Origin of the sequence: Hydrogenophaga crassostreae, from assembly GCF_001761385.1 — a bacterium.
GTDB lineage: Bacteria > Pseudomonadota > Gammaproteobacteria > Burkholderiales > Burkholderiaceae_C > Hydrogenophaga > Hydrogenophaga crassostreae.
Window position 1 is genome coordinate 2358429 of record NZ_CP017476.1, and the last position, 24812, is coordinate 2383240.

The 24812-nt window shown below is 61.1% G+C and carries 19 protein-coding genes; 10 read left to right on the forward strand and 9 right to left on the reverse strand.

The window, feature by feature from the left end; translation table 11 throughout:
* Positions 1-8 precede the first annotated feature (8 nt).
* The 6 genes from LPB072_RS10875 (at position 9) to LPB072_RS10900 (ending at position 10930) form a co-directional block, all read left to right on the forward strand.
* Positions 9-1826 carry a DUF1566 domain-containing protein gene (locus tag LPB072_RS10875; protein WP_197508940.1) on the forward strand — a complete coding sequence of 606 codons (1818 nt, stop codon included), beginning with the start codon at positions 9-11 and terminating at the stop codon, positions 1824-1826.
* A gap of 398 nt (positions 1827-2224) precedes the next feature.
* Positions 2225-3319, forward strand: coding sequence for a hypothetical protein (locus LPB072_RS10880; protein WP_157559282.1), 1095 nt, complete (start codon positions 2225-2227; stop codon positions 3317-3319).
* A 36-nt stretch (positions 3320-3355) separates the two neighbouring features.
* Complete coding sequence (locus LPB072_RS10885) at positions 3356-4111, forward strand: Lcl C-terminal domain-containing protein (RefSeq protein WP_066089405.1); 756 nt, start codon at positions 3356-3358, stop codon at positions 4109-4111.
* 532 nt (positions 4112-4643) lie between these two features.
* On the forward strand, positions 4644-6662 hold the full coding sequence (locus LPB072_RS10890) for a hypothetical protein (RefSeq protein WP_157559283.1): 2019 nt from the start codon (positions 4644-4646) through the stop codon (positions 6660-6662).
* A gap of 466 nt (positions 6663-7128) precedes the next feature.
* Positions 7129-8976: a DUF1566 domain-containing protein gene (locus LPB072_RS10895; protein WP_066089411.1), complete on the forward strand. Its 1848-nt coding sequence runs from the start codon at positions 7129-7131 to the stop codon at positions 8974-8976.
* Positions 8977-9064: 88 nt separating this feature from the next.
* Entirely contained in the window at positions 9065-10930 is a 1866-nt protein-coding gene (locus tag LPB072_RS10900; RefSeq protein ID WP_197508941.1) for a DUF1566 domain-containing protein, read from the forward strand.
* A gap of 128 nt (positions 10931-11058) precedes the next feature.
* On the opposite strand, the gene LPB072_RS10905 is transcribed toward LPB072_RS10900, so the two are convergent.
* Positions 11059-12672, reverse strand: coding sequence for an ATP-binding response regulator (locus tag LPB072_RS10905; RefSeq protein WP_157559284.1), 1614 nt, complete (start codon positions 12670-12672; stop codon positions 11059-11061).
* An 83-nt stretch (positions 12673-12755) separates the two neighbouring features.
* Positions 12756-13397: a response regulator transcription factor gene (locus LPB072_RS10910; RefSeq protein ID WP_197508942.1), complete on the reverse strand. Its 642-nt coding sequence runs from the start codon at positions 13395-13397 to the stop codon at positions 12756-12758.
* A gap of 253 nt (positions 13398-13650) precedes the next feature.
* On the opposite strand from LPB072_RS10910, the gene rlmB reads away from it, so the two are divergent.
* From rlmB to LPB072_RS23685, 4 genes are all read left to right on the forward strand, one after another.
* Positions 13651-14397 carry a 23S rRNA (guanosine(2251)-2'-O)-methyltransferase RlmB gene (rlmB, locus tag LPB072_RS10915; protein WP_066089438.1) on the forward strand — a complete coding sequence of 249 codons (747 nt, stop codon included), beginning with the start codon at positions 13651-13653 and terminating at the stop codon, positions 14395-14397.
* Entirely contained in the window at positions 14397-15134 is a 738-nt protein-coding gene (locus LPB072_RS10920; protein WP_066089424.1) for an SIR2 family NAD-dependent protein deacylase, read from the forward strand. Before rlmB ends, LPB072_RS10920 begins: the two co-directional genes overlap by 1 nt.
* Positions 15131-15481: a hypothetical protein gene (locus LPB072_RS10925; RefSeq protein WP_066089427.1), complete on the forward strand. Its 351-nt coding sequence runs from the start codon at positions 15131-15133 to the stop codon at positions 15479-15481. The genes LPB072_RS10920 and LPB072_RS10925 overlap by 4 nt, the downstream gene beginning before the upstream one ends.
* A gap of 113 nt (positions 15482-15594) precedes the next feature.
* Positions 15595-16839 (forward strand): Yip1 family protein, encoded by a 1245-nt coding sequence (locus tag LPB072_RS23685; RefSeq protein WP_066089430.1) that lies wholly within the window; start codon positions 15595-15597, stop codon positions 16837-16839.
* 48 nt (positions 16840-16887) lie between these two features.
* Here the strand turns inward: LPB072_RS23685 and LPB072_RS10935 are convergent, their stop codons facing one another.
* The 7 genes from LPB072_RS10935 to LPB072_RS10965 all read right to left on the reverse strand — a co-directional run bounded on the left by LPB072_RS10935 (position 16888) and on the right by LPB072_RS10965 (position 24735).
* Entirely contained in the window at positions 16888-17484 is a 597-nt protein-coding gene (locus LPB072_RS10935; protein ID WP_066089432.1) for a chromate transporter, read from the reverse strand.
* Positions 17481-18107 carry a chromate transporter gene (locus tag LPB072_RS10940; RefSeq protein WP_070263920.1) on the reverse strand — a complete coding sequence of 209 codons (627 nt, stop codon included), beginning with the start codon at positions 18105-18107 and terminating at the stop codon, positions 17481-17483. Before LPB072_RS10940 ends, LPB072_RS10935 begins: the two co-directional genes overlap by 4 nt.
* 93 nt (positions 18108-18200) lie before the next feature.
* On the reverse strand, positions 18201-18590 hold the full coding sequence (locus tag LPB072_RS10945) for a response regulator (protein WP_066089441.1): 390 nt from the start codon (positions 18588-18590) through the stop codon (positions 18201-18203).
* Positions 18591-18600: 10 nt separating this feature from the next.
* Complete coding sequence (locus tag LPB072_RS24070) at positions 18601-20220, reverse strand: sensor histidine kinase (RefSeq protein WP_066089444.1); 1620 nt, start codon at positions 20218-20220, stop codon at positions 18601-18603.
* A 169-nt stretch (positions 20221-20389) separates the two neighbouring features.
* On the reverse strand, positions 20390-21133 hold the full coding sequence (gene fabG, locus LPB072_RS10955) for a 3-oxoacyl-ACP reductase FabG (RefSeq protein WP_066089447.1): 744 nt from the start codon (positions 21131-21133) through the stop codon (positions 20390-20392).
* A 102-nt stretch (positions 21134-21235) separates the two neighbouring features.
* Positions 21236-23380 carry a 3-hydroxyacyl-CoA dehydrogenase NAD-binding domain-containing protein gene (locus LPB072_RS10960; protein WP_066089450.1) on the reverse strand — a complete coding sequence of 715 codons (2145 nt, stop codon included), beginning with the start codon at positions 23378-23380 and terminating at the stop codon, positions 21236-21238.
* 149 nt (positions 23381-23529) lie between these two features.
* Positions 23530-24735, reverse strand: coding sequence for an acetyl-CoA C-acetyltransferase (locus tag LPB072_RS10965; protein ID WP_066089453.1), 1206 nt, complete (start codon positions 24733-24735; stop codon positions 23530-23532).
* Between the last annotated feature and the right edge of the window lie 77 nt (positions 24736-24812).

Genomic DNA, 24812 nt, shown 5'->3' on the forward strand with positions numbered 1-24812 from the left:
TGAAACTCATGAAACAAGCTCTGCACCCGTTCGACGGGCTGTCCTCGCGCTGGCTGGTAATTGCTGCGTTTTGTGCGCTGCTTACCGCCTGCGGTGGCGGTCAAGATACGTCGAGCAGTGTCAGCTTGGCCGCAAACGCCGAACCAGTCAACGCGTTCGCGGCCACCACCCAATCACCGCCCAGCGCCCAGACCACCGCTCTTCAAAAAGAAGGCGCGCGGTTGAACAGCGACGAGTTGGCCCAGATCGCCAAAACCGGTGTGTTGCCTGAGCCGTTTGAGGGCAAGTTATTGAGTGGCGCCGGGCCAGAACCCGTGCAGGGGGAGGGCGGCTTTGCTGAAGCCAAATCCCTCGGCCAAGCCAAAAGCGCTGCTTCGCGCGTGCCGGTGTTTCGTTTCTTCAACAACCAGACCAACGCCCACTTCTTCACCACCAGCACCACCGAACGCGACAGCGTGCAGGCCACGCTGGCGTACATGAGCTACGAAGGCCCGGCGTTTTACAGCAGCGCCACCACCATCCCCGGCCTGAGCCCGGTGCACCGCTTTTACAACACCCAGACGGGGGTGCATTTCTACACCATCAGCGAGGCCGAGCGCGCCAACGTGGTGGCCAACCTCCCTCAGTTCAACTACGAAGGCATTGCCTATTACGCGAGCACCCTGGCCGGTACCGGCTACACGCCGCTGTACCGGTTTTTCTACGCCAGCAAGGGCTTTCACTTCTACACCAACAGCCTGGGTGAGCGCGACAACATCATCGCCACGCTGCCTCAGTACAGCTACGAGGGTGTGGGCTATTACGTGTTGGGCAGCGACTGGCAGACGCCGGCTGTGCCGCACACAGGCATCACCAGCGCACGGTGTTACCAGGCGAACAGCGATGTGTTTGTGGCGTGTGGCGGCAGTGGGGCCACGACGCTCAACTTTCAGCAAGATGGCCATCGAGCAGACATCAACGCCTTGAGCTACAGCGCCGTGGGAAGCAATGCCCTCACCAGTTGCGTGAAAGACAACGTGACGGGTTTGATCTGGGAGGGGAAAACGAAAAACGGCTTCAGGTCGCTGGATAACCGGTACACCAACCTCGGGAACAACGCTACAGATGATGTCTCCGCCTATGTGCATTTGCTCAATGGTCTGGCGCTGTGCGGATTCAATGACTGGCGCCTGCCCACCGTGCAGGAGTTGAGAGGTATCGAGAAGTTTGGTGGCATTCGAGGAGACCCCAGGGTGGATGTCGACTGGTTTCCCAACACTTCTCCACAGTACTACTGGGCATCTGACGTGCTTCATTCGGACCCGACTTACGGTTGGCGGGCTGACTTTGGCTTCTTCGGGTCGGCGTTACAGGTTAGCTTGCGTTCGCATACCAATTCGGTTCGCCTGGTTCGCGGCGCCACTTGGGCAGGCCCTCGCTACCTGATCACCTCCCTGAGCTACACCGGGGACGCTGCCAACAATGCCGCGATCGACCGTCAAACGGGTCTGATCTGGCGCCGTTGCCAGCAAGGACAGGTTTGGAACGGCACGGCTTGCACCGGAACGCCCGCGCTTTATACGCACAATCTGGCATTGATATTTGCCCACAACGGTTCATGGCGCATGCCGAACATCAAAGAACTCGGCAGTCTGGTTGACTACGGCAGAGCCTCTCCTGCCCTGGACAGTGGCGTATTCCCAGGGACCAATACAGCCTTCTCGTGGACGACCACGCCGGGTGACGCTGCTGATTTTGCTGGCTTCGTCGAGTTTGGCTCGGGCTTCAGCTACGACGTAAAACGGACAGTTCAGTTGCCCGTGCGTCTGGTTAGAAGCTATCCCTAGAGGGGGCGGTGATGCCCTAAAAGGGGCAACTGATCTTTCCGTTTTTCAGGAAATCCGGGGCCCGGTGGTGTCTCGATTTTGAGCTTCGCGGGAGCGGCGACTTCGCGACCGGTCTTGTGCGCTGCAAGCCTGCCCGCGGTGCCTTGATCGTTTTCATAAATGACGCTGGCAGAGCAATCACTTACCCCAAAGGGGGCACAGATGGCGGCTTTTGTCCCGCCTTATGGGCCGTTCGGCCTATTGTGGGCACCCGCGGCCCTGTGACCCAATGGACTGGCGCTGGGCCGAGGTCTTTCAGAGTTCGCCTTCTGGCACGTCGGAAAAGGTTCTGACCCGGTGTAACCCCCTCAGCGCCAGCCCTTCTTGCCCGCGCAGGGGTTAACGACAAGGAGGCGAAGATGAACCAGTCAAACCCGTCCAGCCGGGATGCCCAGAGCCCCTCCACGTCCAGCGATGAGCTCAATTGCCGCAGCCGTGGTTCGGTTCAGCCCGCTCCGTTTCATCGGTGCCTGGTCGGTGCTGCAATGGCGGTCCTTCTGACAGCCTGCGGCGGTGGCGGCAGTGCAAGCTCTGACCTCGCGGGCACCCAGGCGGCATCGGGCGCCGGGGCCGGTTCACCTGAAACAACCCGCCGCGCAGACCCCGCCGCGTTCCAGCGAAGCGCCGCTTTGAGCAGCGCCGATCTGGCTTCTGCCGAGCAGCAGGCGCAGGCCGCCGAAGCCTCGGCCACTTCTCTTGATGAACTCCAGGCAGGAGAAATTGCGGCCAAGAGCGCCTATCAATCAGGCGCCGTGGCGCGCAAGGCCCTGGCCATGCGCATTCCGGTGTACCGCTTCTCCAACAGCAACACCGGCGCCCACTTCTTCACCACCAGCGTCTCAGAGCGCGACAACGTGGCCAACACCCTCTCGCCGCCCTACAGCCTGGAAGGCGAAGCCTTCTCGGTGGCCAGCGCGTTCTCACCGGGCCTGAGCCCGGTGCACCGCTTTTTCAACACCCAAACCGGGGTGCATTTCTACACCATCAGCGAAACGGAGCGGGCCAACGTGGTGGCCAATTTCCCGCAGTTCAACCATGAGGGCGTGGCCTATTACGCCAGCCAGGTGGCTGGCGCCGGCTTGATTCCGTTTTACCGTTTCTTTGTACCCGGCAAGGGCTTTCACTTCTACACCGCCAAAGAGAGCGAGAAAGACAGCATCATCGCCAACCTGGCCGCCACCTATACCTATGAAGGCATCGGCTATTACGTGCTCGACACCACTTGGCACGTAGAGAGACTGCCGCACACGGGTGTGACCAGCGGCCAGTGTTACCAGTCCGGCAGCAATGCGCTGGCGGACTGTGCAAGCCACGGTGCCACCGGCTTGAATCCACAGCAAGACGGGCACCGCACCGACATCAACCGCATGAGCTACAGCGAGCTGCCCAACCCGGCAGGCGGCAACTTCTCTCGCACCCATTGTGTGAAAGACGACGTGACCGGTCTGGTGTAGGAAGGAAAGAACGCTGCGGGCGAGCGCTCGAGCGGCATGACCTACACCAACTATGGTGATGGCACCTCGGGTGATGCCAGCGAATACGTCACCCGGATCAACCAGCTGGCACTGTGCGGATACACCGACTGGCGCTTGCCCACCCGACAAGAGCTGATGAACATCTTTGACTTTGGTCGCATCACTTCGCCCGGCATCGACACAACCTGGTTCCTGAATACGGCAGCAGCGGATCACTGGACCGGCGATTTGGACAAACGCCATAGTGCCAGTGCTTGGGACGTCAACTTTGAATTCGGGTGGTCGACAAGCCGTGCTCAAACTGCCCGAAAGGCGGTGCGTTTGGTGCGTGGCAGTTCCACCAACGGGCCACGTTTCACCTACAGCACGGTTGCTTACCTTGATGATGGTGCGAACAATGTGGTCAACGACATCTGGACCGGTCTGCAGTGGCGCCGCTGCGAACAAGGTCGGGTCTGGACTGGCAGCGTGTGCACAGGCGCACCTATCTCGATGGACCTCGATGAGGCACTCAACCACGCTCGAGCCCAAAGTGGCTGGCGGCTGCCCAATTTTAAGGAGCTTGTTAGCTTGGTCGACCTGAGCGTGAGCACTGGAGCGTCCATCGATGCGGGAGCATTTCCCGGCGCGAGGACTGACGTTGTCTGGTCATCTACCCCCTATTTAGGCAACGTCCGTACTTCCAGGGGCATCAGTTTTTTCGATGGCGCCGTGCGCGCCTACCCCCGCAGCTTTGACACCTCGGTTCGCTTGGTGCGCAGCAGTCCTTGAGGCATACCGAACGGCGCAGCCACTTTCGTTTTTGAATTTTCGAAGGAACAAACACCAGTGGGGCAACTCTGCTCAGCGTTTGGCGAACAGCGGCTGCGCACGAGTGAGACCCCATCGCGTTCGGTGCGAAGCAACCTGAAACATGGGGAGAGTGGCACGCCATCATGGACCTGAGGATCACCGCAGCGAGTGGGACAGGTCTTGATGCGGGCTTAGCGTTGAACGGGTCTGGACTTCGCCAGACACGCCCGGCGCCCTGAAAGGATGCACTCAGCACCAAGATAGTTTTCATAAATGGCGCTGGCAGAGCAATCACTTACCCCAAAGGGGGTACAGATGGCGGCTTTTGTCCCGCCTTATGGGCCGTTCGGCCTATTGTGGTCACCTGCGGCCCTGTGACCCAATGCATTTGCACTGGATCGGTGTCATTCGGGGCGGCCTTCTAGCCGCTCGCTGAATGGTTTTGATTCGGTGCATCCCCGCAGCGCCAAGCCTTCTTGCCCGCGAAGGGGTCAACGACACGGAGGCGAAGATGAACCAGTCAAACCCATCCGACCGGGAAGCCCAGAGCCACACTTCGGTAGGCAGCGCGGCCCATGGCCGCATTACCGGCGGGTGTCGGCTGGCTTCGTCTCTCCGGCGGTTTGCCGGTGGCGTGTTGGTATCGACCTTGGCCGCCTGTGGTGGTGGCGGCAGCGGAGGCAACAGCACCGCTGAAGTGAACAAGGCCTTGGGTTCACTCACCACCCCATCGCCCAGCCAATCGGTCGAGCTGCAAGCCCGTGGCGCCGAGCTCAATACCCAGGAGCTGGCCCAAGCCGAGAACGAGGCCAGTTCGCTCCCGGCCACCACGCCGTTGGCCCAGTTGGCTGATGGCCAGACCGCGCCACTGGCCGCCTACCAAAGCGGCCTGGTTGCGCGCAAGGCCGCTGCCACGTTGGTGCCCGTCTACCGCTTCTACAACACCCAGACCGGCACCCATTTCTACACCAGCAGCACGAGCGAGCGCGATGCGGTGCGGGCCAGCCAGCCCATCTACAGCTACGAAGGCCAGGCGTTCATGGCCGCCTCTGCGGCATCGGTCGGTCTGAAGCCGGTTTACCGATTTTTCAACACCCAGACGGGGGTGCATTTCTACACCATCAGCGAGAGCGAGCGCTTCAACATCGAAACCACGCTGCCGCAGTTCCAGCTGGAAGGCGTTGCCTACTACGCCAGCCAGGTCGCCGGTATCGGATTCACCCCGCTGTACCGGTTCTTTCTGTCGGGCGCCGGCACCCATTTTTACACCGTCAGTGAAGCCGAACGCCAGCGGGTGATCGACACCCTGAGCAGCACCTACGGCTTTGAAGGCGTGGGCTACCAGGTTCTCACCGGCGCTTGCAGCTTCGTCAACACCACGGTGCAACAGGCCGCACCCAACGGGTGTTACCTCGCCAACAACGGCGCGCAGGTCAACATCGCCTTGCCATCCAGCGCGGTGCTCGCCGTGGGCGACAAGGTGAGCGTGTCTGGCGTGGGTGCAGGCGGCTGGCAGATTTCGCAGAACGCCGGGCAACTGGTTCAGACCACCTTGCCGGGCGCCCTGGCTGGCCAGCGCTGGACCGCCAGGGATGCCAGCCGCGACTGGTTTTCCGTGGCGTCCTCGGCCGATGGCAGCAAGCTGGTGGCCGCGGTGTACAACGGCCAGATCTACACTTCCAGCAACGCGGGCCTTTCCTGGACCGGCAGGGATGCCAGCCGCAGCTGGCAGTCGGTGGCATCCTCGGCCGATGGCAGCAAGCTGGTGGCCGCGGTGTACAACGGCCAGGTCTACACTTCCAGCAACGCAGGCCTTTCCTGGATCGCCAGAGAATCCGACCGCGGCTGGCGGTCGGTGGCGTCTTCGGCGGATGGCAGCAAGTTGGTTGCCGCGGTGTACAACGGCCAGGTCTACACTTCCAGCAACGCGGGCCTCTCCTGGACCGCCAGGGATGCCACCCGCGACTGGTGTTCGGTGGCGTCCTCGGCCGATGGCAACCAACTGGTGTCCGGGGAGTGCGGTGGCCAGATCTACACCTCCAGCAACGCAGGTCTTACCTGGACCGCCAGGGATGCCAACCGCAACTGGTATTTCGTGGCGTCTTCGGCCGATGGCAGCAAGCTGGTGGCCGCGGTGTACAACGGCCAGATCTACACCTCCAGCAACGCAGGCCTCACCTGGACCGCCAGGGATGCCACCCGCAGCTGGCAGTCGGTGGCATCCTCGGACGATGGCAGCAAGCTGGTGGCCGTGGTGCGGGGTGGCCAGATCTACACCTCCAGCAACGCAGGCCTTTCCTGGACCGCCAGAGAATCCGACCGCGACTGGTGGTCGGTGGCGTCCTCGGCCGATGGCAACCAACTGGTGTCCGTGGTCCGGGGTGGCCAGATCTACACCTCCCAGGCCAGCACCACGCCGGGCGCCACCGGCGGGCTGCAAGGCGCTGCGGGCAGCAGTGTTGATCTGCAATACCTGGGCGACGGTGTCTTTGAGGTGCTCAGCACCAGCGGCAGCGTGACGGTCCAATAAAAGCGCGCAGAACAAAACAGGAGAGAGAGGTGGGCCCTGTAGCCCGGGGTCTCGCTCGCCGTGCGGGCCTGCTACCGGTCAGCGATGCCATGCACCTGATGGGATGAAACAGGTCAGCGACGCCTCGGCGGCCCACCCGCACCGGGCTGGATCGATCGGGTTGCGCGGCGCGGGCGGCGCCAGGGGGTCAAGGTCGTCACTTGCCCTACGGTTTGCCAGGCATGGCCATTCAGCAAGAGAAGGCCAAAACCCATTCATACGTGTTCATGCGCGCCAACTGCGTCCCCTCCATGGGGTACGAAGGTGGGCTTTTCGGGCTCGGCAAGCGGTGTTATGGGCCAAACGGCCTATTGCCACCACCCGCACCCCATGCGGCAATGGCCATCAGACCTTTCCAAGCGTGGTCGAAGCCCGCTGCCCCCTTTGCACCCGGCCCTTCCATTGCACAGCCACCCAGGAGAAAACCATGCCCACAATCCCCGACAAAAAGACCGCGTTGGTCTGGCTTGCTGCGCTGGGCGTCGCTGCGCTGACGGCGTGCGGTGGCGGCGGCGGCGGCTCAGCCACCGATAGCGTGGGGAAGGCTTCCACCGAGACCCGGGCCGTGTCCGACCCCATGGAAACCACCGCGGCCCCACCTCTCGCGAACGCATTGGCTTTGCAAGAGGAGGGCGCCCGGCTGAACACCGCCGAGCTGGAAGCCATCGCCAAGACCGGTGTGTTGCCCAAGCCGTTTGACGGGCCGCTGCTCAGCGGTGCTGCGGGCTCAACCAAAGCCACGCTCGACCCAGCGCCCGGGGTCAACGCTGAAACCAAGAGCGCAGCCTCGCGCACAGCGGTCTACCGGTTCTTCAATTCACAAACCAGCGCCCACTTCTTCACCACCAGCGTCACCGAGCGAGACAACGTGCGGGCCACTTTGCCACACATGGCCTATGAAGGCCCGGCCTTCTATGCCAGCGGCACCACTGTTCCAGGCTTGAGCCCGGTGCACCGTTTCAACAACAACCAGACCGGGGTGCATTTCTACACCATCAGTGAAACAGAGCGGGCCCATATCGCGGCCACCATGCCCGAGTTCGTTTACGAAGGCATTGCCTACTACGCCAGCACCCTGGCAGGCACGGGGTACACACCGTTGTACCGCTTCTTCGTGAGCGACAAGCGGTTTCATTTCTACACCGCCAGCCAGAGCGAGCGCGACAACATCATCGCCACCTTGCCGCAATACAGCTACGAGGGTGTGGGGTATTACGTGTTGTCCAATGACTGGCAAACGCCTGCCGTGCCCCATACCGGTATTTCGTTCGGCCAGTGTTACCAGCCGGGCGGCAATACCCTGGTGCCATGTGACACGCCCGCAGCGCGGGAACTCAACGCTGATCAAGATGGACGCCGCACCGGGGTCAACTCCATGAGCTACAGCCAGGTTCTCTCGGGGTATGTGGGGACTTTTCCGTTCAGCTTCCCGCTGTATTACCCCAAGACAGATTGCGTGCGCGACGACGTGACGGGTTTGATCTGGGAAGGCAAGACCGACACCTTTACGCTCCACAATGGTCTGATCACCTTCACCAATTTCGGCGATGGGCGTGCAGGCGATGCCAGCCAGCTGGTGAGCCACGCCAACGACAACGCTCTGTGTGGTTTCACCGATTGGCGTTTGCCCAGCGTTGAGGAACTGCATGGCATCGTTGACCACCGCCCCACCAGTGGCCCGCGCATCCGAGTGGTGGATTTCCCGAACACGGCCAACTATTACTGGAGCAATGAAGCCTACGGCGGTTTTGAGAACGGCGCATGGGTGGCTGGCTTTGCCGGTGGGGGTGACGACGCCACAACCCGCGACATGCGAATTTCGGCGCGGCTGGTCAGAGGGGAGGCCTGGTCAGGCACCCGCTACATCGTTACCAGCGCCACCTACCTGAGCGACGGCGCCAACAACGCGGTCATTGACCGGAAAACCGGATTGACCTGGCGGCGTTGCCTGGAAGGGCAATTCTGGACGGGCAGCAATTGCATTGGCGCCGCAACCCCCTTCACCCACGTGAATGCGCTGCACCGGGGCCACAACATCGCTGGCTGGCGACTGCCCAACATCAAGGAGCTGTCCAGCCTGGCTGACCGGTCTCGTCAAATTCCCGCGCTGGATCCTGACGCATTTCCGGGTTTGGGTGGCGGTGTCGACACCTGGTCATCAACACCCGTTCCTGGCACTGCCAATGCGGCCTACGTGGGCTTTGCTGTTGGTATCACAGGCAACTACGTGCGCAGCGGCGCGCTCGCCGCTCATCTGGTTTTGGCCAGTCCGTGAGGCGCAGCCGCGTGAAAAGCGGATCTTTGTACAAGCCAGGTATTGCAGGTGCATCTATGGCGCCCGCACACCACACAAGGGGATTCTCATGACCCATTCAGCTAGAAACCCAGTTCGGTTTAACCGCGTTTCGAGTCAGACGATACGGTCGCTGGCTATCTGCGCGGTATTCGCATTGAACGCCTGCGGTGGCGGGCAAGAAGGCGCCAGCACTCCATTGGGGCAGACTCTATCGACAGAGGCGGCACCCAGCGCTCAGTCGATCGTTCTGCAAAAGGAGGGCGCTCGCCGGAACACGGCTGAGCTGGAAGCCATCGCCAAGACCGGTGTGCTGCCCAAGCCCTTTGAAGGCCCCTTGCTGAGCGGCGCCGCTGGCTCAACAAAAGCCACGCTTGACCCAACGCCTGAGCCCAGCGCCGAAACCAAGTCACTCCTCGAATCCAAGAGCGCTGCTTCGCGCACAGCGGTCTACCGGTTTTTCAATTCACAAACCAGCGCCCACTTCTTCACCACCAGCGTCACCGAGCGCAACAACGTGCGAGCCACCTTGCCGCACATGGCCTACGAAGGCCCGGCCTTCTATGCCAGCGGCTCTGCCGTTCCAGGCCTGAGCCCGGTGCACCGCTTCAACAACAACCAGACCGGGGTGCATTTCTACACCATCAGTGAGACAGAGCGCGCCCATATCGCGGCCACCATGCCCCAGTTCGTTTACGAAGGCATTGCCTATTACGCCAGCACCCTGGCAGGCACGGGGTACACACCGTTGTACCGCTTCTTCGTCAGCGCCAGAGGCTTTCACTTCTACACCAGCAGCCAGAGCGAGCGCGACAACATCATCGCCACTTTGCCGCAATACAGCTACGAAGGTGTGGGTTATTACGTGCTCGGAAGCGACTGGCAAACGCCCGTCATTCCTCACAGCGGGGTAACCATCAACCATTGTTACCGCGCGGGCAGCAACACCTTGGAGAGCTGCGAGAGTGACGAGGCGATGGCGTTGAATTCGCAGCAGGATGGCCATCGCGCATCCATCAATCCCATGAGCTACAGCCAGGTCGTTTCAGCCTATATCGGCACTTTCCCGTTCAGTATCCCGCTGTATTTCCCCAGAACCGACTGTGTGCGCGACAACGTCACTGGTTTGATCTGGGAAGGGAAGGATTTGACCGGTACCCGGGCTGGCACCCTTGCATACACCAACCACGCCGATGGTCGGGCAGGTGATGCTTCGGCTTACGTGAATGCGGTCAACGCCTTGGCACTGTGCGGATTCAATGATTGGCGCTTGCCCGAGGCAGAAGAGCTGCAATCCATTGTTCACTTCGGACTCACATCAGAGCCCAGCATCAATGAGTCGTGGTTTCCCAATACCCCTGCGTCGTTTTACTGGACCGCAAACGATGATGCCGAGGACGCCACCAAGGCCTGGAGTGTAAGGTTTACCAATGGAACGGCTTCCACGCTGATTCGATCGGCGAGCTTCCCTTTTGTGATGCGCGTGAGGCTGGTGCGCGGCCAGCCCTGGGTGGGGAGCCGTTACCTGGTGACCACAGCGGCGTATACCGGGGACAGTGCCAACAACGCGGTGGTTGATCGCAAGACGGGATTGACATGGCGGCGTTGCTTGCAGAGCCAGATTTGGAGCGGCAGCGCGTGCTCTGGGCGGGCAGGGCAGTTCAATCATGAAAGTGCCCTGGCCAATGCAAGGCGTCAAACGGGCTGGCGTATGCCAAACGCAAGAGAGGTGGGCAGCTTGCTTGAGCGAAAGCTCGCGGACCGGTCGCTCAATCCTGATGCATTTCCGGGAGCCGCCAATGAAGTACTGTCTGCCTCGTCGCCTTGGATTTCAGACAGCACGTACGCATGGCAGGCCTACGGCAGCGATGGGCGTTTGACCGCCAATGAGCGGCGCTTTCTTTATGCGGTGCGTCTGGTGCTAGTTGAACCTTGATGTGAGGTCAGCTGATTTCGGGTCTGGCCGACCGACTTTCAAGACCAAAAGCACTTGGGCCTCCATTGCCGATTTGGTGAATTTTGGGCGAAAATGCCAGCGGGAAGGCAAGAAAGGTGTTGCCCCTTTCACCGCAGATGGGCACTCAGCAAGGCGCGCAAACGGAGGGCCCTCACAGGCTTGGTGATCACCGAAAATTCGTCGCGCAGCGCTTCTGCGTTGTCGCCGGTCAGCAGGGCGGCCAGTTGCAGGGAAGGGTGTTGCAGGCGGGCAAACCGCAAAACGTCCACACCGTCTTTTTCCCCTGGCAGTCGCCAGTCGCTGATGACCACATCGAACGTCGATTCCTGTAAAGCCGCCATGGCATTGTTGGCGTCAAGGGTCAATGTGACGTCAAGATTCCAGGCCCTCAACATGGCGCACAGCGCGTCGGCAACCAGGGCGTTGTCTTCCACCACCAAAACGCGGCGGCGCAGCAACGATGCTGAGGCGTCCGCTTCAGGGGTGACCTTGGGATCACCGTCAGGCGCTGGTGATGCGGCTGTCGGGATCGTCAGCTGAAAACATGAGCCTCTGCCTGGTACCGATTTCAGCTCTATGGCATGCCCCAGCAAATGAACCATGCGTTGAACGGTGGCCAGTCCCAACCCGGAGCCCATCGCCGGATCGCGTGCCGGATTGTTGAGCTGGGTGAACTCTGAAAAGATGGACTGAAAAGCGCTGGCTTCGATGCCGATACCGGTGTCAAAAATCTGCAGGCGAACGGTCTGGCTGCCTTTGCGTGCAGCAAACAGGATGCCCCCAGCCTCGGTATAGCGCGTGGCGTTGCTCAACAGGTTGGACAGGATGCGCTCCAGCAAGGCCGGATCGCTATGCACCCAGATGTCTTGGGCATGCAGCCGAAGACGCAGCCCTTTCTCACGCATGGCAGGCTCATGCATGCTGGCCACCCTGAGCATCAGGGCAGGCAGGTGAATCGGCACAGGGGCGGGAACCACCTTGCCCGAATCCAGCCGGGAGATGTCCAGCACACCCGCCAGCAAACGGTCCAGGGCTTCGATGCAGTCACCCATGCGCTGCACCACGTTGGGACTCAGGTCGCCTTTGTTCAACACGCCCTGGTACAGGCTCAGCGCCTGCAATGGTTGTCGCAGGTCGTGGCTGGCTGCGGCGAAGAAGCGCTGCTTTTCTTCCTGCGCTTCTTGCGCGACGAGGCGCAGATTGAGGGTTTCTTCCAGTTGTTGCCCACGGTCGGTGACCAGCCGCCGCATCAGGAAGTAGAAGCTGGTTCCCATCATGGCCATGACCCACATATACGGCTGGGGGCTGAGCAGCAACGACAGAATGATCGGCCCCAGCAGCAGCGGCAAAGCGAGTTTGAGGGTGGCGGCGTGGGCAGAGGCGGACAGCGAAAAGGCGATGCCGCTTGAGACGAGCACCACAGTCAACGCGAGCTGCCGGGTGATGTCGTCTCTATCGAACAGCAGAAAGCCAGCGCTTCCCCAGGCGATGGCGCTGAACAGCACCCTTGCCCGGTGTTCCTTCAAGCGCTGTGCGATGGCCTCGGGTTCGGGCCCAGGGTCTTCGATCTGGACGATCAGGCGAATGCCTTGCCCGGCGAAAATCAGTGTCGCCCAGACGATGGCTTGCAGCCACCGGTCCGGGTTGCCGAAAAAGATCGCGCTGAGCGTGCAGATCGATAGCGGCAACAGAACAGCGGTGAAGCGCCATTGAGCGCTCATGCGCAGAATCTCGCGTTGTATCTGCCAGTGGTATTTCCCGCTCGCGGGGGTTGCCGCCGGCAGCGAAGTCCATGCGCTGCTTTTCACGGCGGGGAAGGTGGCAAGGCCGCACGGGCGACCATCACCGCTTGCATGCGGTTGGAGACGCCCATTTTTTCGAAGATGGTTTCGATGTGGTTTTTGACCGTGGCGGGGGCTATGCCCATATCGGAAGCAATTTCCTTGTTGCTCTTGCCAGATGCCAGCATGCCCAGCACATCGAGTTGTCTGGGGGTCAATCCAAAGGTCGAGGGCTGCGTCTCGAGCTGGGGCGGAGCGAGCTGATCCACAAACAGCGGTTCGCCCTGGGCGATCTTCAGCAGTGCCTGATGCAGCGCGTGCATTTCCAGCGATTTGGGGAGAAACGCGACCAGCCCTGCAGCGCGCGCGCGCTCGGGCAGGTCGGCATCGTCTGCCCCTGATATGAGACCGAAGCTTTGCAAGGGGTGTTTGACCCGCATCTCGGCGGCGCAACTCAGGCCGCTGCCCTGGGGCAGCTTGTAGTCAACCAAAACCAGATCAAAGCGTTCGGGGTGGCTCGTCAGGATGGCGTCGGCCTCTTCCTGGGACGACACGGCAACCACGTCGCAGTCGGGCGCCATTTTTTCAATCGCCAGCAGCAGCCCTTCACGGAACAACGGGTGGTCGTCGACCAGAAGCAAGCCAAAGCCTGTGAGTGGGGTCACGGAAAATTGCTCCAATACAAATCAGATGTGAACTTGGTATCAGTACGGTCAATGTAAGCCGAAAATACACGGATCGATGGGGATGACCTGGGTCGACACCGGCCCTGGGCTTGCGCCACCCGGTATCGGTCAATCATCAACGGCCTTTCCTTTTACCAAGAATTGCAGTCCATTCAGAGCGAAACCGTGTTTCTTGCTGCGAAGGAGGCGAGAGAAACGCTGGCGTATGCAGCCGCGCGTGGATAATTCCTCCATGTCATCCCCCAAAGTGCTTTTCGGCTTTCATGCCGTCGGCGTGCGCCTGAAGACGGCGCCGCAATCCGTTGTTGAAATCTATTACGAACCCACGCGCCGCGATGCGCGCATGCGGCAGTTCCTGGACCGCGCCAGAGAGGCCAACGTTCGGCTTATCGAGGCCGATGGCATGCGCCTGGCCAAATTGGCGGGCAGCCATGGCCACCAGGGCGTGGCCGCACGGGTTCAGGCGATGGAACAGATTCATTCGCTGGACGAATTGCTTGAGGGGCTGGAGGCCAAGGGCGTGGCTCCCTTGCTGCTCGTGCTCGACGGCATCACAGACCCCCACAACCTGGGTGCCTGCCTGCGGGTGGCCGATGGCGCGGGTGCCCATGCGGTGATCGCACCCAAGGACCACGCAGCGGGCATCAACGCCACCGTAGCCAAGGTGGCCAGCGGGGCCGCCGAAACCATGCCCTATTTCATGGTGACCAACCTCGCTCGAACCCTGAATGAGCTCAAGGAACGCAGCATCTGGATCGTCGGCACCAGTGACGATGCACCCAAAACCCTGTACCAGTCGGATTTCAAAGGCCCGACAGCGTTGGTGCTGGGCGCCGAGGGGCAGGGCATGCGCCAGCTCACCCGCAAAACTTGCGACGAGCTGGTGAGCATTCCCATGGCCGGTGCGGTCGAGAGCTTGAATGTGTCGGTGGCCAGCGGCGTGTGCCTTTACGAGGCATTGCGCCAGCGGGCTCAGTGATGACAGCCGGGCGCGACAGCGTGCGCGCCTGGGCGGCCGAGGCGCGCCACATTGCCGTTTTGACGGGCGCGGGTGTGAGCGCTGAGTCGGGCGTACCGACCTTTCGCGACGCGTTGACCGGTCTCTGGGCCCAATTCGACCCCCAGGAACTCGCCACCGAGTCCGCTTACCGGGCCCACCCCGAACGGGTCTGGGACTGGTATGCCCACCGCCGAACCATGCTGGCCAAGGCATTGCCGAATGCCGGCCATCTGGCGTTGGCACGTTTCGGTCAAACCCATCCCGACCGATTGACGCTGGTCACCCAAAATGTGGATGGTTTGCACCAGGGCGCGGGGCAGCCCGAGACCATCGCATTGCACGGCTCGTTGATGGAAGACCGCTGGCTTGACGCCCCGCGCGCCTGCTGCAACAGCCAGCCTCCACAGGAAGGCCGCCCGCCTGTTTGCGCCACCTGCGGCAATTTGCGTCGCCCAGGGGTTGTCTGGTTTGGTGAGAACCTGCCACCTGCGGCACTCGCCGCAGCAGAGGCGGGTGTGGCACGCTGTGATGTGATGTTGGTGGTGGGCACGTCAGGGCAGGTGTACCCGGCGGCCGGCCTGGCTTTTGCTGCCCATCAACAGGGCGCCCGCGTGGTGGTGATCAACCCAGAAACCACCGAGCTGGACCGCATCGCAGACGTTTGCTTGCGCGAACCCTCTGCCATTTGTTTGCCTTTTCTACTGGAGTCTTCATGAATACCTTGCATCGCTGTGTCTCATTGGGCTTGCTGGCGGTCTCGGTGACCGCATTGGTCGCCTGTACCCAGGAGCAGCAGAACAAAATCAGCCGCGACATCCAGAACTGGACCGGTACCAATGGTGTGCTGGAGGTCTACGCCGGCGAAAAAGTGGTGCGCCGCTTTCTCAAGGTCGACAAGATCAGCACCGCGATGGGCACCAGTGACAACACACCACGCCATTACCGCTATGGCTACGGCGTGCTCGACGAAAACCTGAACATGCAGGTGGATGCGGGCGAAAAGAAGGTGTATTTTGAAGTCAGCGACTACACCAACGTGGTGTTTTTCGAGAGCCCACGCTGAGCCTTTTGGATGCCTCTTGGCGTCCCATTGATGGGCGTGCCGTCTGTTTCGACCGTTTGCGCCGCTTTCGACCTATTCTTCAGAAATAGGAAATCAACCGACAGGAGTCAACCATGAACCTCGTGCAACGCGTGCAAGACATTCTGCTCAAGCCCAAAGCGACGTGGCCTGAAATTGAAGCTGAGCCGGGTGATGTGAAGTCGGTTTACACCAACTACCTGGTGTACCTGGCAGCGATCCCCGCGATCGCGACCTTCATCGGCATGAGCGTGTTTGGCATGAACTTCATGGGGGCGACCATCCGTGTGCCCATCATGAGTGGCCTGGCCAATCTGGTGGTTGGGTTTGTCTTGTCGCTGGTGATGGCTTTCGTATTGGCGTTGATCGCCAATGCATTGGCGCCCACTTTCAAGGGTGAGAAGAACCTGTTGAACGCGGTGAAGCTGATCGCTTTCGGCTCAACGGCAGGCATGGCGGGTGGCGTTTTCAACCTGTTGCCCATGCTGTCGATGCTCGGACTGCTGGCTTCGTTGTATTCGATCTACCTGATTTACACCGGCATACCGGTCATGATGAAAGCGCCAGCAGACAAGGCCATGGGTTACACCGCGGTACTGATTGTGTGTGGCGTGGTGGCAGCCCTGCTCATGGGCGCGGCGAGTGCCCTGTTTTTAGGTCCTGATCGCGGCCACATGATGGGCCGTGGTGCCGGTGACGATGCCAGTATTTCAATCAAGGTGCCCGGAACGGAGATCTCCATCAACACGGCCAAGCTGGAAGAGGCGGGCAAAAAAGTGGAAGAAGCCAGCAAGCAAATGGAGGCCGCACAAGCGTCGGGCGATCAGGAGGCGGCCAGCAAAGCCATGGGCGCGATGCTCGGAGCCGCCATGGGCGGTGGCGGCGACAGCGGCAAACCCTTTCCCCCTGAGAAACTGCAAACCTTCGTGCCCGAAAAGCTCGGTGATCTGGCACGCACGTCGATCGAAGCCCGCACCGACAACGCCATGGGCTTGAGCTTCTCCAGCGTTGAGGCTCTGTACTCCAAGGACGACAAATCGATCAACTTGACGGTGCAGGACATCGGCGCAGTGAAGGTGCTCGCGATGGGCATGGCCGCATGGGCGTCTTCAACCATCAACCGCGAAACCCAGGATGAAGTGGAGCGTGTTTACAAGAAGGATGGCGTTACCTACAAAGAGGAATACCGCAAGGATGGCAGCCAGACGGACTACGGCATCATGTTGCCGAACGGCCTGATGGTCGACGCGACAGCCAATGGCATTGACATCGACACGCTCAAGGCGGCTGTCGCAAACATGGACATGGGGGCCCTTGGGGCGCTGACGCGCGCGAAGTAGCCGTCGTGGCGATTCACGATTGGAGTCGCCAGTTGCCGCGAAGCCGGGCTATACCCATCCCATGGCGCCGAGAACGGCGCCTGCGCCAATCAACCACAGCAAGTGAATCCGGGTGCGCCAGACCAGCAGAGTGGTAACCGCAGTCAGCAGCCACAGGCGCCAGTCATGCGCCACCTGGTCGTGGGCCGCCATCAGCAGCCATCCGGTGGCAATCAGCAAGGCAATCACGATGGGCGCCATGCCCGCCTTGAACGCTCGCACCGATCGCAGTTGCCGGTTCGCATGGGCCCAGCGGGTAGCGGTGTAGGTCACGACGGAAGAGGGCAACATGATCGCCACCAAGGCGATCAACATGCCCAAAAGCGCCAGCATCCAGGCCACCCCCCCCACCTGTGGCCCACCGCCTGCGTTGAGCCCCACGTTCCAGCCCATCAAAGCCACGAACAGCACATTGGGTCCCGGCGCTGCCTGGGACAGTGCGATAGACGAGGTGAACTGTGTCTCGCTCAACCAGCCTTGCTCGGTGACCAGGTAGCGATGCATGTCGGGTGCCGTGGTGATGGCGCCGCCGATGGCGAGCAATGAGAGGGACGCGAAATGGTTGAAGAGTTCAACCCAGTTGGAGAGGGTAGGCAGCATGTTCATGGCACCGCTCCCTGAGCCAGCCGCTCTTTCAGGCCGAGCACCCGGTAGGTCCAGATGCACGCCACCCCGCCGATGCCCAGCAAGACCCAGACCAGCGGCCAGCGCAGCAGGGCGATTGCCACAAATGTCATTGCAGCGATGGCGATGCACAAGGCCCTGCCCATGGGGTTGTTGTCCAGAGCGGCGATCAGCTTGATACCGGTGGCGGTGATCAGCCCAGATGCCACCGCACCCATGCCGCGAAGAGCGCCTTGAGCGAGCGGTGTGTCGGCCACATTGCCATACAGAATGGCCAGCAACAGCACGATGACCAGTGGTGCTGCCAACATGCCAGCGAGGGCGGCGAGCGCCCCGGGAAGGCCAAAATGGCGCCCGCCAATCATCATCGAAAGGTTGACCACATTGGGTCCGGGCATGATTTGAGCGACTGCCCAGTCTTCCAGAAACTCTTCGCGCGTCAACCAACGCTTTTTCTCCACGACTTCCCGTTGCACGATCGCCAGCACGCCGCCAAATCCTTGCAGGGCGAGCATGGTGAATGAGACAAAGAGATCGGTCCTGGATTGCGGCCGGCAAATGGCTGCGTCAGCCAATAGCGAATCTGTTGGGGTGGGTGGTGGCATCCCTCGATTATCGAGTGCAGCTCGGCACGAGGGTATTGATACGGGGTGCGCTGCTGACCGGGTTTACCGAAACCGGGACGGCTTCACGCCGTTTTACACGGCCCCGGCCATCAGTTCTTGAACTTTGGCCACATCCAGGGGCTTGGTCACATAGCCATTGATGCTTGGAATGGACTGGGCGCGCTCACGGTCCATCGGGTTGCCCGACGATGTCAGCATCACCACGATGACCGACGACTTGTTGGCCAGCAGTGGCTGAGCTCTTTCAGCCACCTCGAACCCGTCCATCATGGGCATGTTGATGTCAAGAAACACGCACGTTGATGTGTCTCCCAGGTCATCCTTGAAAAACGCCAGCGCGTCAAGTCCGTTTTCAAACACGAGCACCTCGCCGCTGAAACCGGCCCGCCGAATCATGATCTCGTGATACACGTTGTCGGCCTCGTTGTCGTCGATCAAGACGAAGCGTTCATAGGCACTCATTTCCGTTCCTTTATTTGACACCAGTGGTTGGATGGGGGAGAGACAGCGAGAAGCAACTGCCCTTGCCGGGATCCGAACGCACGGATACACGCCCATGGTGCAGTTCGGTTATTCGCCGGCAGATGGACAAACCCAACCCCGTACCATCGTATTCCTTTCCCGAGTGCAGGCGCTTGAACATTTCGAAGATGTTGGCCAACTGATGCTCGTGCATGCCAATGCCGTTGTCTTGCACCTCGATGTGCAGCCAGTCTCCTTCGGTCTTCGAGGCAATGCGCACGAGTGGCGGCACGCCCTTGCGCGCAAACTTCAGACCGTTGGCCACCAAGTTCTGCAACGCAATGCGCAAAAGCGAGGCATCACCGACGGTGGTCGGCAAGTGCCCGACTTCGATTCGGCCTCCGGAGCGCTGCAGGGCTGCATTCAGGTCTTCTTGCACCTCTTCGGCGATCTGGTTGAGGTCGATGGGCTTGAGGTTCAGCGCATGTTCTTCGAGGTGCAGGAAATTCAGCAGATCGTCGAGCAGCGAAGCCATGCGCCGCCCTCCGGCTTGCACGTAGTGGAGGTTGCGCCGGGCCATGGCGGACTGGCCGAGGCTTTCATCCTCGGCCAGCAGCGAGGCGAAGTTGTTGATGGTGTTGATGGGTTCGCGCAGATCGTGCGAAATGATGTGGATGAAGCGTTCCTGCTCCAGGGTCTTGTGCTCCAGCATGGCTACCGTTGAACGCAACTGTTCCTCGCGCTCTTTCAGCTTTTGAATGTCATGCGTGCGCACGATCACACCGCTGATCGAGCCATCGTTGTCGCGCGCTGGCAGATAGGTCACCTCCACATGGCGCGTCCCTTTGCCAGGAAAATCGATGGTCGCTTCAAAGTCGACCTGTTCGCCCGCCAAGGCTTGGTCGAAAAAGGTTTTGGTTGTCTGGAACAACGCTTTGCCCAGCAAGTCTTGCACGCTGCGGTTCACGATGTCGACAGGTTCGCGAGCCCAATAGCTAAGGTAAGTCTGGTTGACGTACCGGTAGATGTAGTTGGTGTCGACAAAGGACATCAGGTCCAGGCCCGACGTGCTCAGCGCGGTGAGGTATTCGTTGCGCCGCAACATGGTGGCCGCTCGCCGTTCACTTTCTTCCCGGCCGCTGTGCTCGTGCTTCAGCAGGGTCACCACCAGGCTGGCGAGCGCACACAGTGCCTGCTGCTGTGCCGCGTCGATGTGCCGGGGTTGCCGGTCAATCACGCAGACCGTACCCAGGGCAAATCCGTCGTCTGAAACGATGGGCGCGCCTGCATAGAAGCGAATGCCGGGATCGCTGGTGACCAACGGGTTGTCATGGAAGCGCTGGTCCTGCGTCGCGTCTTCGACCACCAGAACCTCTTTGGGTCTCAGTATGGCGTGGGAACAGAAGGCCACCTCCCGCTCCGTTTCCGAGGGATCAAGGCCGATTCGCGACTTGAACCACTGCCTGTCCCGGTCGACAAACGATATCAGCGCGATGGGTGTACCGCAGATGGCTGAGGCCAACGTCGTGATTTCATCGAACGCCTTTTGTGGCAGCGTGTCGAGCACGCCAAAACTGAACAGCTTGGCCAGCCGCTGTTCTTCATCGTCGGGGAGAGGTGCAACTTGCATAGTTGCGAACCATTCTAGGGAGTTGGTCTGGGTCCCATAGCGTTGAAAAGCCCAGCTTCATCAGTGCAGCCAGAGTGATGCCAACTAAAGCGCTACATCACTTGCGCATTTCAGCCGGCGTTCGTGAAGATTGGCACACTCTGTTGCAGAAAACCTCGAGGGCTCAGCGCTACACCGACATGCCGCCCGAGACCTCGATCACCGCGCCGTTGATGTAGCTGGCTTCGTCGCTGGCCAGAAATGCGTAGACATTGGCGATTTCTTCGGCCCTGCCCAGCCGGCGCAAGGGAACGCGCTGCTCCATTTCCTGGATCACTTTGTCGGGGATGGTCGAAAGAATGGGTGTGGAAATGAAGCCGGGCGCCACCGCGTTGACGCGCACGCCTTTGGGACCGAGCTCGCGGCTCCAGGTTTTGGTGAAGCCGATCACACCGAATTTGCTGGCGGCGTAGTTGGTCTGGCCGAAGTTGCCATAGATACCCACAACCGAAGAAGCGTTGAGAATGACGCCGCTGCCTTGCGCGGTCATGGTGTCGGCCACGGCCTGGGCGCAATGGAACACACCGCGCAGGTTGACATCGATGACGCGGTCGAACTGCTCCAGCGTCATTTTTTGCAGCCGGGCATCCTGCGTGATGCCCGCGTTGTTGACCAGGGTATCGATGCGGCCAAAGCGCTCTTTCACCTGGGCCACCACCGCGTCCACCATCTCGCGCTGCGTCACGTCCATCACAAAACCCACCGCCGTGGCGCCCAGCGCTTCGCATTGTTTCACGGCGTCGTCCACTGCGGCCTGTTTGACGTCACATATGACGACGGTGGCGCCCTCGGCGGCGAATTTCAACGCGGTGGCCAGGCCAATACCCTGGGCGGCGCCGGTGATGAGGCTGATTTTTCCTTCGAGACGTTTCATGGCAAATGGGTGGTTCAGAGGTTGTCGAAAAAGGGCCGGAGGGCAGGCTGCCCTCCGGCGGTTTTGAGTGTAGAGGCGCAGGTTGGCGCGCCGCTGACAGGGTCAGTAGGCGGGCTGGTGCTGTCGCAGGGCGGTGATAACTGCGTCATTCAAGGCGAATCCGGGGCCGAACTGGGTCGCCAGCGATGCACAGCGTTGCTCGAAGGCATCGACGCCCATGGCGTAAATGAACTGGAGGGCACCGCCGGTGTAAGCCGGGAAGCCGATACCAAAAATGGAACCGATGTTGCCGTCGTGCACGGTGGTGAGCACGCCTTCGGCCAGGCAGCGGGCCGTTTCAACGGCCTGGCGGTACAGCAGCCGGTCCTTGACGTCCTGCAGGTCCCACTTGGCGTCGGCCTTTTCGAAACGGGTTTGGAGCTCTGGCCACAGGTGCTTCCTGCCGCCCTCGGGGTATTCGTAAAACCCGCCACCGCCGGCTCGGCCCGGTCGTTTGAGCTCTTTGACCATCATTTCCACCAGCAGCTCGCCGGGTGTGGCGGTGTAAGTTTCCCCGCTGGCTTGCAGGTCGGCGCGGGTTTGGTCCAGCACGTGTACCGACAACGACAACGCGGTCTCATCCAGCACCGCCAGCGGCCCCACAGGCATGCCGGCCTGCATGGCGGCGTTTTCGATCACCGGCGCGGGAATGCCTTCGCCCAGCATGGCTGCGCCTTCCATAACGAAGGTGCCAAAGGTGCGGCTGGTGTAAAAACCGCGTGAGTCGTTGACCACGATGGGCAACTTGCCCAGGGCCTGCACGTAGTCGAATGCACGGGCGATGGTTTCGTCGTCGGTGGCCTTGCCGCGGATGATTTCCACCAGCTTCATCTTGTCGACCGGGCTGAAAAAATGGATGCCGACAAACTTGCTGGGCTTGGCGCTGGCAGTGGCCAGGCCCGAGATCGGCAGGGTGGAGGTGTTGCTGGCGAAAAAGCCGCCGTCGGCCAGCATGGGCTCGGCTTCCTGCGTGACACGGGCTTTGAGTTCGCGTTGCTCGAAGACGGCTTCGATGATCAGGTCGCAGCCTTTCAAATCGACCGCGCTCTCGGTGGGTGTGATCAGCGCCAGCAGGGCTTGCTGCTTCTCGGCGCTCATCTGCTTTTTGTCCACGCGCTTTTGTGTCAATTTGGCGCTGTAGCTTTTGCCCGTCTCGGCATTGGCGAGGCTCACGTCTTTCAACACCGTGGTAATGCCGCGCGCAGCCTGCGCATAAGCGATACCAGCGCCCATCATCCCGGCGCCCAGAATGCCTACCTTTTTGGGCTGGTAGCGTGGCACATCGCCGGGGCGGCTGCGCCCGCTGCGGATCGCACCCATGTTGAAGAAGAAGGTGTTGACCATGTTCTTTGCCACCTGGCCCACCGCGACCTTCGCGAGGTAGCGCGACTCGATGCGCGTGGCGGTGTCGTAGTCGACGAGCGCGCCTTCGACCATCGCGGCCAGCGCCGCCTCAGGCGCCGGGTAAAGACCGCGCGTGGTCTTCTTCAGCATCGCGGGCGCCACGGTGAGCGCGGCTGCGATCTTGGGGTTGCTCGGTGTACCACCGGGCATTTTGTAGGCCTTGTCGTCCCAGGGCTGGATGGACTGGGGGTGGGCGGCGACCCAGGCCAGTGCTTTGGCCCGCAGCTCGCTCGCATCGGCCACCAGTTCGTGCACCAGACCCAGTTCCAGCGCCTGCCTGGGGTTGAACAGCTTGCTTTCCAGAATAAAGGGCTGCGCGCCCATGAGGCCGAGCAGTCGGGTCATTTTGGTGATGCCCGTGGCACCCGGGATCAGTCCCAGGGTGATCTCGGGCAGGCCGAGTTGAATCTTGGGGTTGTCCACTGCGATGCGGTGGTGGCCCACCAGCGCCACTTCCCAGCCCCCGCCCAGGGCCGAGCCGTTGATGCAACTCACCACCGGAACACCGAGAGTTTCCAGCGTGCGGAAGTTCCGCTTCATTTGCTCGATCTCGTTGAACAACGTGACCGTGTCCACCGCCCTGTGGCGCATCAGGCCCTTGAGATCGGCGCCGGCAAAAAACGTGGTCGCCTTGGCCGAAGCGAGCACAACGCCTTTGATTTGCGCTTTGTCCTTCAACACCTGGGAAGTGGCCTCAGTGAGATCGGTCTGCCACTGGGCACACATGGTGTTGACCTGCGAGTCCGGTTCGTCAAAGGTGAGCGTGGCGATGCCGTCGGCGAGTTCGTAGCGGATGGTTTTCATGATGGGTCAATCCTCAATGCGTGTCTGGAACAGAGCGGTGTCCGGAGCAAGATTTCTTTACCAAGGACCCCGTGGAACCGGCTATGCCAGTCCACCAGGGTCGCCCCCTCGCAGGGGGTGACGCGCGAAGCGCGGCGCGGGGGTGCGCGTTATACGCGCTCAATAATCGTGGCTATTCCCATGCCGCCGCCGACACACAGGGTTGCAAGACCGTAGCGTTTGCCCGTGCGGTGCAGTTCATCGATCAGCGTGCCGAGAATCATCGCCCCGGTGGCACCCAATGGATGGCCCATGGCAATGGCGCCGCCGTTGACGTTCACCTTCTCGTGCGGCACGCCCATTGCCTGCATGAACTTCATCGGCACGGTGGCAAACGCTTCGTTCACTTCGAACAAGTCGATCTGGTCGATGGTGAGCCCGGCTTTGGCCAGCGCCTTGCGGGCGGCAGGCATGGGGCCGGTGAGCATGATGGTCGGGTCATCGCCGGAGAGTGCCACCGACACAATGTGTGCCCGGGCCTTCAGGCCGTGGGCTTTGCCGGCGGCCTCAGAGCCGATCAACACCGCCGCTGCGCCGTCGACAATGCCCGAGGAGTTGCCGGCGTGGTGCACGTGGTAAATGCGTTCCACCTGAGGGTAGCGCTGCAAGGCCACGGCGTCGAAGCCCATGGCGCCAAGCTGTTCAAAAGCGGGTTTGAGGCCGGCCAGGCCTTCCAGGGTGGTGTTGGGTTTGATGAACTCGTCTTCACCCAGGATGGTTTGGCCCAAGAAGTCTTTCACGGGAACGATGGATCCGGCAAAGCGGCCCTCGGCACGCGCTTTTGTGGCGCGTTTTTGCGATTCGAGTGCAAAAGCATCGACATCGGCGCGGCTGAAGCCCGCCATGGTTGCGATCAGATCGGCGCCCACTCCTTGCGGCACGAACAGCGTTTCGCTGTTGGTTTCAGGGTCTTGCGCCCAGGCCCCGCCATCGGAACCAATCGGTACGCGGCTCATGCACTCCACGCCGCCGGCGACCACCAGGTCTTCCCAGCCGCTCTTGATTTTCATCGCGGCCATGTTCACGGCTTCCAGCCCCGAGGCGCAAAAGCGGTTGAGCTGCACGCCCGAGCAGCGCCAGTCCCAGCCGGCCTTGAGCGCCGCCACCTTGGGCAGCACCGAGCCTTGTTCACCAATGGGCGACACGACGCCCATGACGATGTCGTCCACCGCCGCCGTATCAAAACCATTGCGCGCTTGCAGATCGCGCAAGAGGCCCGCGAGCAAGTTGACCGGTTTGACTTCATGCAGGCTGCCGTCTTTCTTGCCTTTGCCACGCGGAGTGCGGATGGCGTCGTAAACAAATGCTTCTGACATGGGAGTCTCCTTAGGGGCGTGACGCAGGGATCGGATCAGTATAGACTTTTACCAAGCAAACGCTTTGTATAAATCCT